Below are 11777 nucleotides of genomic sequence, written 5' to 3'. Positions count from 1 at the left end.
GACGGGCTCCGGATGCTCAGGCCTTCGTGGGAGGAACCGGGCCGGGCTGGGCCGCTCCGGGCGCCGCCGCGTTCCCGATCCCGACGGCCGACGCCGAGAGAACGCTCGCCAAGCGTTTCGCCCGCGGAGACATCGACGAGCAGGAGTACCGCGCCCGCCTCGAGGTGCTGCAGTCGAACCGCCAGGCGCCGCCGCCCAGCGGCCCGGTTCCTCCCACGAAGGCCTGAGCATCCGGAGCCCGTCTCTGCCGCAGGCACGCGAGACCGACCGTTGCGGGCGAGACCGCCACGCAGAACGGTCGGTCTCGGCCGCAGGTGGCCGTCTCGCCGAAGCTAGCCGGGCGGAGCCGCCGCGCCGCCGAGCCCCGCACCCAGCCGCCGCCTGAACGGCAGCCGACCGTTCGGGGCGGGCGGGCCGCGCCCCGAACGCGCAGGGGTAAGCTGAACGCGTGGCAGCAATCAACTTGGGTATGCCCAAAGTCGTCGAGACTCTGGCCCCCCGTCGCAAGTCCCGTCAGATCAAGGTCGGCAAGGTTCTGGTCGGTGGCGACGCCCCCGTGAGTGTGCAGTCGATGTGCACCACCCCGACGACGAACATCAACGCGACCCTCCAGCAGATCGCCGAACTCACTGCGAGCGGGTGCGACATCGTGCGCGTCGCCGTGCCGAGCCGCGACGACGCCGAGGCGCTGCCGATCATCGCCAAGAAGAGCCAGATCCCGGTGATCGCCGACATCCACTTCCAGCCGAACTACGTGTTCGCTGCGATCGATGCGGGCTGTGCCGCGGTTCGCGTGAACCCCGGCAACATCCGCAAGTTCGACGACCAGGTCGGCAAGATCGCGGCAGCGGCGAAGGCCGCCGACGTGAGCATCCGCATCGGCGTCAATGCCGGCTCACTCGAGCCGAGCATCATGCAGAAGTACGGCAAGGCCACTCCCGAGGCGCTCGTCGAGAGCGCCGTCTGGGAGGCCAGCCTCTTCGAGGAGCACGACTTCCACAACTTCAAGATCTCGGTCAAGCACAACGACCCGGTCGTCATGGTGAAGGCCTACCGGCTGCTCGCCGAGCGCGGCGACTGGCCCCTGCACCTCGGGGTCACCGAGGCCGGGCCGGAGTTCCAGGGCACCATCAAGTCGGCGACGGCGTTCGGCATCCTGCTCGGCGAGGGGATCGGCGACACGATCCGCGTCTCGCTCTCGGCCCCGCCCGCGCAGGAGGTCAAGGTCGGCCTGCAGATCCTGCAGTCGCTGAACCTCCGCGAACGCAAGCTCGAGATCGTCTCGTGCCCGTCGTGCGGTCGCGCCCAGGTCGACGTGTACAAGCTCGCGAACGACGTGACCGACGGGCTCGAGGGCATGACGGTTCCGCTCCGCGTCGCGGTCATGGGCTGTGTCGTGAACGGCCCGGGCGAGGCCCGTGAGGCCGACCTCGGGGTCGCCTCTGGCAACGGCAAGGGCCAGATCTTCGTGCGCGGCGAGGTCATCAAGACCGTTCCCGAGTCCGAGATCGTCGCCACGCTCATCCAGGAGGCGAACCGCCTCGCGGCCGAGATGCCCGCGGGCGAGCTCGGCTCCCCGCAGGTCGTCACGGTCTAGCGGAGGGCGCGTGGCCCGCGCAGCGCGCAGGTCTCGGCTCTGGATGCCGCCAGCCGGCCCTGCCCGACCGTGAGCGTTGAGCGGGCCGGGGCCTCCTCGCCGAAGCCTCCCGCCTTCGAACTGCGGGTGCCGACCGCCGCCGATGCTGAGGCGTGGTTCGAGCTCTTCGCCGACGCCGAGGTGATGCGCTTCATCGGCGACGGGAGGGTGCAGCCGCTGGAGTGGTACCGGGCGTTCGTCGCGCGCCAACAGGCGCTGGCCGCCGACACCGGGCTCTGCCTCTTCTCGCTGGTTCTGGATGTCGCGGGCGGCACCACCGCCGTCGCGGGGTTCGCCGGCCTCCAACCGTGGACGCAGCCCTGGGGCCCCACGGGCCGCACGGAGGTCGGCTGGCGCCTCGGCGCCGCCCACCAGGGCCGGGGCCTCGCCACCGCCGCGGCACGGCTCTGCCTCACGCGGGCGGGTGCCCGCGGCATCCACGACCCCGTCGCGATGATCGACGCCGGCAACGCCGTCTCGATCGCTGTCGCGCGGAAGCTCGGCATGGCTCCCGAGAGCGAACACACCTCGCCGACCGGCGCACGCGTTCTCGCCTTCGGTTTCGGATCCGGCGGTCTTTAGCGCGCCTAATGAGCTAAGCTAATGAGGTGACAGCAACCATCCTCGACGCCGCCGCCCTCGACCCCGCGTCCGACACTGGCCTCGACCCAGCCTCCGTTGCCGACGACCTCTCGGCGCGTCTCCGGCCCGCCCTCCTGCGCATCGCGCGGCGCCTCCGGGCCGAGAAGGCCGACGACGAACTGAGCGATTCGCAGTCGGCCATCCTCGGCTACCTGCTGCACAACGGGCCGAGCACCCCCGGCACCCTCGCCGCATTCGAACGGGTCACTCCGCCCTCGATGAACCGAACGATCAACGCCGTCGTCGAGGCGGGTTATGCCGTTCGTGCGCCCTCTGCCGACGATGGGCGCAAAGTCGTCGTCTCGCTCACCGACGCCGGGGCGGCCCTGGTGAAGGAGACCCGCCGCCGACGCGACGAATGGCTGCACCAGCGGCTCGACGAGCTGGCTCCGGATGATCGAGCCACCCTCGAGCGCGCCGCCACGCTCCTGCGGCAGATCGCCGACAGTTGAGCGCCATGTTCCGGTCGCTCAGCGACTACAACTACCGCGTCTGGTTCGGCGGCGCGATCGTGTCGAATGTGGGCACGTGGATGCAGCGCACCGCCCAGGACTGGATCGTGCTCACCATCCTGACCGACAAGGACGCCGTCGCCGTGGGTGTCGTGATGGCGCTGCAGCTCGGGCCGCAGCTGCTGCTCGTGCCGTGGACCGGGCTGGTCGCCGACCGGGTCGACCGTCGCAAGCTGCTGATGGCGACGCAGGGGGCGATGGGCCTGCTCGGCCTGGGTCTCGGGCTGATCGTGCTCGCCGGCGGCGCCCAGCTCTGGCAGGTGTACATCTTCGCCCTGCTGCTCGGCATCGCCAGTGCGTTCGACGCGCCGGCCCGGCAGTCGTTCGTCTCCAACCTGGTCTCTGACAAGAACCTCTCGAATGCGGTCGCCCTGAACTCGGCATCGTTCAATGCTGCCCGCATGATCGGGCCGGCCCTGGCGGGTGTGCTCATCGCCGTGATCGGTTCCGGCTGGGTGTTCCTCATCAACGCTCTGAGCTTCGGGGCGGTGCTGTACTCGCTGACCCGCATGCGCACAGAGAGCCTCCGCGTGCCGAAGAAGTCGAAGGGAGGCCCCGGCCAACTGCTCGACGGGTTCCGGTATGTGTCGAAGCGGCCCGACATCGTGATCGTGCTCGTGGTGATGGCGATCATCGGCGCGTTCGGCCTCAACTTCCAGATCTTCACTTCGACGATGACGACGGCGACCTTCCATCTGGACTCCACGGCCTTCGGGCTGCTGTCGTCTGTGCTGGCGGTCGGTTCGGTGGCCGGCGCTCTGCTCAGTGCACGCCGGGAGAGACCGCGCCTGCGGCTCGTCTTCGGAGCGTCGGCGGCGTTCGGGTTCGCCTGCCTGCTGGCCGCGCTCGCCCCCACGTACCTCACCTTCGCGATCTGCCTCGTGCTGCTCGGTTTCGCGGCCCAGACGCTGATGACGAACGCGAACGGCACGGTGCAGATGACGACGGCCCCGGAGTTCCGGGGCCGGGTCATGGCGCTCTACATGGCCATTCTGATGGGCGGCACGCCGATCGGTGCACCGATCGTCGGCTGGGTCGCGAACTCGTTCGGGCCGCGTTGGGCGATCGGCCTGGCGGCGTGCGCCGGCCTCGTCGCGGCGGTCATCGGTCTGCTCTGGATGATCAGGCACCAGCATCTCCGCCTGAACGTACACCTGCATGGGTCTCCGCACTTCGTGGTGACGCACGACGGCGACACCCGTTCCCTCGACGTGCTCGAGACGCCGCGGTCGGCGGCGGCAGAGCGAGAGCAGCTCGCCGACGATGTCGTCGAGGAGGAGATCGCCGAGCGTCGCTGATGCCCCGCTGATGAGTCACTCACTGATGATTGCTCATTAGTGAGGATTTCTTGATAGTCTCTTTGGGACACCTTCCCGAGCGAGAGGCCGACACCCAGTGAGTACAGTTACGCGTTCCGCCCACGAGCGGTTGAAGCTCGGCGCCATCGGGGTTCTACTGGTCGGAAGCGCTGTCGCTGGGGCCGCGGTGCTGGCCGGGCCGGCCCTCACGGCACACGCCATGGCGGAGCCGACCGCAGACCTGTCCCAGGAGCACCTCGCCGCGATCGGTGAGGCCGGAACGGTGTACCTCAGCGGCACGTGGTCGGGGTACGTGAACTTTCCGCTGCCCGACGGCACGACGGCCTGGTCCGACGAAATCGACACGTCGTTCAGCTGCAGCGGCTTCGTCGCCAGTGCCGACGGCTACGTCGTGACGGCGGGCCACTGCGCCGATGTCGCCGAGGGCAAGACGGCCCTAATCGACCAGTTCCTCTCCGACGAGATCGACAAGGGCGACATCACCGCCGACGATGCCGACGCCTACATCGCGGCCGGGGCAGAAGGCGCGTGGCCGGTCGAGGGGCAGAAGACGGGGGAGCCGCCCGTTCTCACCATGAAGGTGTACCCGGCTATCACCATCTCGAACGACAGCGCCTCAGGGTACTCCGCGGTTCTGCAAGACGACCGCCCCCTCGGGCAGGGTGACGTCGCCCTCTTCAAGATCGACGCGCCCGCTCCGTTGCCCGTACTGGTGGTCTCGGGCGAGCAGCCCGCGACCGGGTCGATGGTCGACGCGATCGGCTATCCCGGCAATGTGACCGACCTCGTCAGCGGCAACCCGCAGCCCACCTTCTCGCAGGGCCAGGTGAGTGGCCGGCAGCAGACCGATGGCGGGCCCTTCACGCAGATCGGCGTCACGATGAGCCCGGGCATGAGCGGTGGGCCCGTCATCGACGGGGCCGGCGACGTGGTGGGCACGATCAGCTTCGGCCCCTCGGGCGACACCCAGCAGCTGAACTTCGCCGCCGCCCCCGAGACGATCACCGCGCTGCTCGCCCGCAACGGAGTGAAGAACGTTCTGGGCGACGCTGACACCCGCTTCCGCGCCGGTCTCGCGGAGTACTTCGCCGGCAAGTACCACCGGGCGGCAGAAGACCTCGCCGCAGCCGTGGCGGCGAACCCCGACAACGCCATCGCCCAGCAGTACCAGGCGAAGGCCACCGAGGCCTTCCCGCGCGAGAACACCACCGCATGGGTGCTGCCCGTCGTGATCGGCGGTGTCGTGCTGCTCCTGCTCGTCGCGGGCCTCGTGCTGCTGCTCGTGCCCCGCGCCCGCCGCTGCGTCGCATGCGCCGGCTGAAGCCTCGCCCGGAATGACCGATCCCGTCGCGAACCCTGCCACTGTCCCGGCCGAGCCAGACCGACCGGCGGCGGTGGCCGCGCCCCACTGCAGCAAGTGTGGAGAGGGCGTCAGCGCCGGGCAGCGGTTCTGCACCGCGTGCGGCCACCCCCTCGACGCTGCTTCCGGCGCCCCGCACCCCGACGCGACCGCGTAACCGGCCGCAATAGACTGTTCCGGTGCCTACTCGCCTCACCAACTATTTCCTGAAGACCCTCCGCGAAGACCCCTCCGACGCCGAGGTGACCAGCCACCGCCTGCTCGTGCGGGCCGGCTACATCCGACGCCAGGCGCCGGGCATCTTCGCCTGGCTCCCGATCGGGCTGCGGGTGAAGGCGAAGATCGAGGCGATCATCCGCGAGGAGATGACGAACGCCGGGGCGCACGAGGTGCACTTCCCCGCGCTCCTCCCGAAGGAGCCCTACGAGGCCACCGGTCGCTACGTCGACTACGGCGACGGCATGTTCCGCCTCGAAGACCGCCGCGGCGTCGGGTACGTGCTGGCCCCCACCCATGAAGAGGTCTTCACCCTCCTCGTGAAAGACCTGTACAGCAGCTACAAAGACCTGCCCCTGTCGATCTACCAGATCCAGGACAAGTACCGCGACGAGGCCCGGCCCCGCGCCGGCCTCCTGCGCGGCCGCGAGTTCACGATGAAAGACGCGTACTCCTTCGACTACACCGACGCCGGGCTCGCGGTCTCGTACCAGGCCCAGCGCGACGCCTACGAGCGCATCTTCACCCGCCTCGGACTCGAATACGTCATCGTCAAGGCCGACGCGGGCGCCATGGGTGGCTCGAAGAGCGAGGAGTTCCTGCACCCCACACCCGTCGGCGAAGACACCTTCGTGCGTTCGGCCGGCGGGTACGCCGCGAACGTCGAGGCGTTCACCACACTGGTCCCGGATGCGCTGCCCATCGAGGGGCTGCCCGAACCCGTCGTGTTCGACTCACCGAACACCCCGACCATCCAGAGCCTCGTCGCGCTCGCGAACGCCGAGCAACCGCGCACCGACGGCCGCGAGTGGACCGCTGCAGACACCCTGAAGAACGTCGTGCTCGCGGTCACCCAGCTCGACGGTACGCGCGAGATCGTCGTCGTCGGCATGCCCGGCGACCGCGACGTCGACCTCAAGCGCGCAGAGGTCGCCTTCCAGCCCGCCGAGGTCGAGGCGGCGAACGACGACGACTTCACGAAGAACCCGGGCCTGGTGAAGGGCTACATCGGTCCGTGGGCTGCCGACGGCAGCGCCGTGCTGGGCAAGACAGACGAGACTAGCGAGTCGAACGACTCCAGCACCGGCATCCGCTACCTGCTCGACCCCCGCGTCGTGACGGGCACCCAGTGGATCACCGGCGCCAACCAGAACGGGAAGCACGTTCTCGGCCTCGTCGCCGGGCGCGATTTCGCGGGTGACGGCTTCATCGAGGTCGCCGACGTGCGCGACGGCGACCCGGCCCCCGACGGATCCGGCCCCATCGAGACCGCACGCGGCATGGAGATCGGTCACGTCTTCCAGCTCGGCCGCCAGTACGCCGAGGCGCTCGGCCTCAAGGTGCTCGACGAGAACGGCAAGCTCGTCACCGTGACGATGGGCTCGTACGGCATCGGCGTGACCCGCATCCTCGCGATCATCGCCGAGCTGAACAACGACGACAAGGGCCTCATCTGGCCGCCCGCCGTGGCGCCGTTCGACGCCTACGTCGTCGCAACGGGCCGTGACGCCGCCGTCTATGAGGCAGCCGAACGCATCGTCGCCGACATCGAGGCATCCGGCCGCGACGTTCTCTTCGACGACCGACCCAAGGTCTCGCCCGGCGTGAAGTTCGGCGATGCCGAGCTGATCGGCGTTCCGAAGATCGTCATCGTCGGTCGCGGCGTGGTCGACGGAACGGTCGAGGTCTGGGATCGGGCGTCGGGCGAGCGAACCGAAGTCGCTCTCGACGGGGTCGTCGCCGCGCTCTGAGGCGCAGGGGCGGAGTTTTCGCGCATAGCACTGCACCCTCGGCGAATCGAGGAGGTAGCGCCCATGGGCGAACTCACACCAAGCTCAACCTAGACTTGACGGATGCGCAGCCTCGGGTGGCTGCTTACAGGCGTAACGCCTCAGGCGCAGAAGGACTCCATTGACTAACTCCAATGCCACGTTCCGGCATCAGAACTCCGCTCTTCTGGCGGTGAAGGCGCGACTGGCGCCACTCGTCGTGACGTCGGAGGAGATCGATGTGCGCCTCGCCGATGCCCTCACGCGCCTCCGCCTCCCCACCGGCCTGCTGCAGCGCGTCGCCGGTGTGATCTCCCGCCGCAACTGGGATGACACCACCACGTTCGACGAGGCCGCCGCCGGGGCAGCGAGTGAGGCTCTGAAAGAGGCGAACGTCGATCCGCAGGACGTCGGGCTGCTCATCAACACCTCGGTCACGCGCAAGCACCTCGAGCCGAGCGTGGCCGTCGGCATCCACCACGCCCTCGGACTGCCCTCGTCGGCGATGAACTTCGACATCACCAACGCCTGCCTCGGTTTCGTGAACGGCATGACGCTCGCGTCGCAGATGATCGACTCCGGCCAGATCAAGTACGCGGTGATCGTCGACGGCGAGGACTCGAACGAGATCCAGGCGAACACGATCGCGCGCCTCTCGCAGCCGGGCATCTCCCGCAAGGACTTCGTCAACGAGTTCGCCTCGCTGACTCTCGGTTCGGGTGCCGCAGCCGCGGTTCTCGGCCCGGCCGATGCGCACCCCGAGGGTCACCGCATCATGGGCGGCATCTCGCGTGCCGGCACCGAGCACCACCTGCTCTGCGTGGGCGACAAAGACGGAATGTTCACGCACACCAAGGAGCTGCTCGCGGGCGGCATGGCGCTCGTCGTCGAGGCCTGGAAAGAGGCGAAGGGCTCCTGGGACTGGCAGAAGATGGACCGCTACATCCTCCACCAGGTCAGCGACGTGCACACCGACTCGATCGTCAAGGCCGCGAAGCTCGACCGCAAGCGCATCCCGCTGACCTACCCCTCCCTCGGCAACGTCGGCCCGGCTTCCCTGCCGATGACGCTCGCACTCGAGGCGTCGAAGCTCGTCAAGGGCAACCGCGTGCTCTGCATGGGCGTCGGATCGGGCATCAACACGGCCATGACCGAGATCGTCTGGTAGTGGGCCGGCCCCTCCGCCAAGCTGCATCCCTGCCGCCGCGGCGTGGCGAGCCGGGGGAGTTCCCCGGGCTCGACCCGCGCTGGTCTCGCCTGGTCACCGCGCCCGACTCGCACGGGGTGCCGCGCACCTGGCACCTGCTCGACAACCTCGGTGTTCTTGCCGAGGCCGGCGTCACGCCGACCGGCACGATTCTCTGCGTGCACGGCAACCCGACCTGGTCGTACCTCTGGCGCCGGGTCGTCGCCGGGGCGACGGATGCGGCCCTGGTCGCGAGTGGCACGGGTGGCACGGCGGGCACGCCGGGTTCGGCTCCGGATGCCCGGCAGGGCGGTGCCGGCGGCGAACCGTCGACCGGGCCGGTGTGGCGGGTCATCGCCGTCGACCAGCTCGAGATGGGCTTCTCGGAGCGCTCGGGCACCTCGCGTTCTCTCCCCGAGCGCGTGGCCGACCTCGGGGCACTGACCGATGCCCTCGAGCTCGACGGGCCGGTCGTCACGCTCGGCCACGATTGGGGCGGGGTGGTCTCGCTCGGCTGGGCCGTCGATCATCCCGAACTCCTCGCCGGTGTCATGCTGCTCAACACCGCCGTGCACCAGCCCGAGAACGAGCCGCTGCCCGCTGCCCTCCGCCTGGTGCTCAAGCGTTCGCTGCTCGCCGCCAGCACCGTTCGAACGACAGCGTTTCTCGACACCACGCTCGCGATCGCCCACCCGGCCCTCGACCCCCGCGTGCGCGACGCGTTCCGCGATCCGTACCGCTCGGCCGCGCGCCGGGCGGGGATCGGCGCCTTCGTCGCGGACATCCCCGTCGACGCCACGCACCCGAGCTTCGCGGAGCTCACCCGCGTCTCGACCGGCGTCGCCGCCCTCGACGTGCCCGCCCTCATGCTGTGGGGCCCCCGCGACCCCGTCTTCAGCGATCGGTACCTCGGCGACCTGATGCGGCGCCTTCCGCACGCGGATGTCACGCGGTTCGAGCGTGCCGGCCACCTGGTGGGCGAAGATGTGCCGGTTGCGCCCATGATCCTGTCGTGGCTCGACGACCGGTTCGGTGCCGCACCGGTGCCCTCGGCGGCTGAGGTGTCTCCCGTCGCATCGGAGACGCCGGCCGCGCGCCAGCCCCACTTCGCGCCACTCTGGTCGGTGCTCGACGAGCGCGCGGGCGATCGCAGCGCGGCCGTCGTCGAGATGGCCCCGCGCGGGATGCGACGCCGTTCCGCCGCCGGTTCAGCGGGCGGTGTGGATGCCCGCAGCACGAACATCCGCACGGTGAGCTGGGCGCTGCTGAAGCGACGCGTCGACGAGCTCGCCGCAGGGCTCGCCGCGGTCGGAGTGAAACGCGGCGACCGCGTGTCGCTGCTGGTTCCGCCGGGAGCCGACCTGACCGCCGTGCTCTACGCCTGCCTGCGCCTCGGCGCGGTCGTCGTCGTGGCCGACGCGGGGCTCGGCATCGCCGGCCTCAGCCGCGCCGTTCGCGGTGCCCGCCCCGAGCACGTGATCGGCATCGCGACCGCCCTCGCTGCTGCGCGCGCCCTCGGCTGGCCGGGGCAGCGCATCTCGGTCACGCGCCTGGCCGCGCCGCTCGCCGCCGCCCTCGGGGTGGCCCACTCGCTGCCCGAGCTCGTACGCCTCGGTGCCGAGTCGCTGGCCGGCGCACGTGTCGCTGCCGGTGCTGCTCCCGCCGCCGGTGCTGCTGCCGCTCCCGCTGCCGGTGCTGCTGCCGCTCGCGCCGCTGGCCCCACCGGTGTCGCTGCAGGTGTCGGGCCCGCCGCCAGCGACCCCGACGCCACCGCCACCGCCGACCCCGACGCGACCGCCGCCGTGCTCTTCACCTCCGGGTCGACCGGGCCCGCGAAGGGCGTCGTCTACACCCACCGGCAGCTCGCAGCGCTTGTCGGCCTGCTCGCCGCCCGCTTCGGCATCGGGCCCGGCACCGGCCTCGTCGCCGGATTCGCCCCGTTCGCGCTGCTCGGGCCGGCACTCGGAGCCACCTCTGTCACACCCGACATGAACGTGACCTCACCGAAGACCCTCACCGCCCGCGCGATCGCCCAGGCCGCCCAGGCCGTCGATGCCACGGTCGTCTTCGCGTCGCCCGCCGCGCTGATGAACGTGCGTGCGACCTCGGATGCCCTCTCCGCCGCCGAGCGGACAGCCCTCGGCCGCGTCACCACACTGCTGTCGGCGGGGGCTCCGCTGCCGGTGCCGCTGCTCGAGGAGATCGCGCAGCTGATGCCCGGGGCGAGCATCCACACGCCCTACGGCATGACAGAGGGCCTGCTGATGACCGACATCACCCTCGAGCAGATCGTCGAGGCCGAACGTGACGCTCAGGTCGAGGGTGAAGGTTCAGGCGGGGTCTGCGTCGGCAGCCCGGTTGCCGGCGTCGAGGTGCGGCTGAGTGCCCTCGACGAGCTCGGCGCCGCAACCGGTGCGCTCAGCACCGCCCCGGGCGTGACCGGCGAGATCGTCGTCTCGGCCCCCCACCTGAAGCAGCACTACGACCAGCTGTGGCTGACCGACCGCGAGGCGACACGCGGCACGCCGTCGGCAGACCCGTCCGCTGCGGGTCGCCGCACCGGCACCACTGCGGCCACACCGCCCGAAGTGGCGGGCAGCGCCTCGTCCGGAAGCGCCGACGCTGCCGCCCGCTGGCACCGCACCGGCGACGTCGGCCACCTCGACGCGAGCGGCCGGCTCTGGATCGAAGGGCGCCTCCCGCACGTCATCACCACCGCCGCGGGCATCCTGACCCCGGTCGGCCCCGAGCAGCGCGCAGAACGCCTCGACCGCGTGCGCCGCGCGGCGTTCGTCGGCATCGGTCCGGTCGGAACGCAGCAGGTCGTGGCGGTTGTGGAGGAGGAGAACCGCGGCCGTCGGGCACGCCCGGTTCGGCTCGCCGACGCGCAACTCGCCGCAGACGTGAGACGGGCATCCGGAGTCGACATCGTCGCGGTGCTGGTCGTCGCCGAGCTGCCCACCGACATCCGCCACAACTCGAAGATCGACCGCATCGCCCTCGGCACGTGGGCCGCAGGCGTGCTCGCCGGCGGACCCCGGAGCGCCCCGTGACCAAGCCCGGCCCCGTGACCCAGCCCGGCAGGGCGACCCAGCCCGGTCGCAGCCCCCAGCACCCTCATGGGGCCAGGCTCCCGC

General features: G+C 70.5%; 10 protein-coding genes. All 10 read left to right on the top strand.

The window, feature by feature from the left end; all coding sequences use genetic code 11:
• Window positions 1-227 (top strand): SHOCT domain-containing protein (locus C5B96_RS07990; RefSeq protein ID WP_199176596.1); only part of this gene is annotated, 227 nt, incomplete at its 5' end.
• Window positions 228-448: 221 nt separating this feature from the next.
• Window positions 449-1597, top strand: coding sequence for a flavodoxin-dependent (E)-4-hydroxy-3-methylbut-2-enyl-diphosphate synthase (gene ispG, locus C5B96_RS07985; protein ID WP_199176595.1), 1149 nt, complete (start codon window positions 449-451; stop codon window positions 1595-1597).
• A 69-nt stretch (window positions 1598-1666) separates the two neighbouring features.
• Window positions 1667-2218, top strand: coding sequence for a GNAT family N-acetyltransferase (locus C5B96_RS07980; RefSeq protein ID WP_199176594.1), 552 nt, complete (start codon window positions 1667-1669; stop codon window positions 2216-2218).
• A gap of 26 nt (window positions 2219-2244) precedes the next feature.
• Entirely contained in the window at window positions 2245-2730 is a 486-nt protein-coding gene (locus C5B96_RS07975) for a MarR family winged helix-turn-helix transcriptional regulator (RefSeq protein ID WP_233189078.1), read from the top strand.
• 5 nt (window positions 2731-2735) lie between these two features.
• Window positions 2736-4088 carry an MFS transporter gene (locus tag C5B96_RS07970; RefSeq protein WP_199176593.1) on the top strand — a complete coding sequence of 451 codons (1353 nt, stop codon included), beginning with the start codon at window positions 2736-2738 and terminating at the stop codon, window positions 4086-4088.
• 97 nt (window positions 4089-4185) lie between these two features.
• Window positions 4186-5430 carry a serine protease gene (locus C5B96_RS07965; protein WP_146078117.1) on the top strand — a complete coding sequence of 415 codons (1245 nt, stop codon included), beginning with the start codon at window positions 4186-4188 and terminating at the stop codon, window positions 5428-5430.
• A gap of 13 nt (window positions 5431-5443) precedes the next feature.
• Window positions 5444-5626 carry a zinc-ribbon domain-containing protein gene (locus C5B96_RS18105; RefSeq protein WP_104244670.1) on the top strand — a complete coding sequence of 61 codons (183 nt, stop codon included), beginning with the start codon at window positions 5444-5446 and terminating at the stop codon, window positions 5624-5626.
• Window positions 5627-5648: 22 nt separating this feature from the next.
• Window positions 5649-7436, top strand: coding sequence for a proline--tRNA ligase (locus C5B96_RS07955; protein ID WP_104244668.1), 1788 nt, complete (start codon window positions 5649-5651; stop codon window positions 7434-7436).
• A gap of 160 nt (window positions 7437-7596) precedes the next feature.
• Window positions 7597-8622, top strand: a complete 1026-nt coding sequence (locus tag C5B96_RS07950) for a 3-oxoacyl-ACP synthase III (protein ID WP_104244666.1) — start codon at window positions 7597-7599, stop codon at window positions 8620-8622.
• Complete coding sequence (locus C5B96_RS07945) at window positions 8622-11693, top strand: alpha/beta fold hydrolase (RefSeq protein ID WP_233189077.1); 3072 nt, start codon at window positions 8622-8624, stop codon at window positions 11691-11693. The genes C5B96_RS07950 and C5B96_RS07945 overlap by 1 nt, the downstream gene beginning before the upstream one ends.
• The last annotated feature ends 84 nt before the right edge of the window (window positions 11694-11777 follow it).

It is taken from the genome of Subtercola sp. Z020 (assembly GCF_002931235.1).
GTDB lineage: Bacteria > Actinomycetota > Actinomycetes > Actinomycetales > Microbacteriaceae > Subtercola.
Note: the sequence above shows the minus strand (reverse complement) of the source record. Positions and strands in the feature narration are given on the sequence as shown.

Excerpts from the sequence above, each read along its gene's own strand:
- C5B96_RS07970 (WP_199176593.1), top strand. The coding sequence starts at position 2,736 with ATGTTCCGGTCGCTCAGCGACTACAACTACCGCGTCTGGTTCGGCGGC.
- C5B96_RS18105 (WP_104244670.1), top strand. The coding sequence starts at position 5,444 with ATGACCGATCCCGTCGCGAACCCTGCCACTGTCCCGGCCGAGCCAGAC.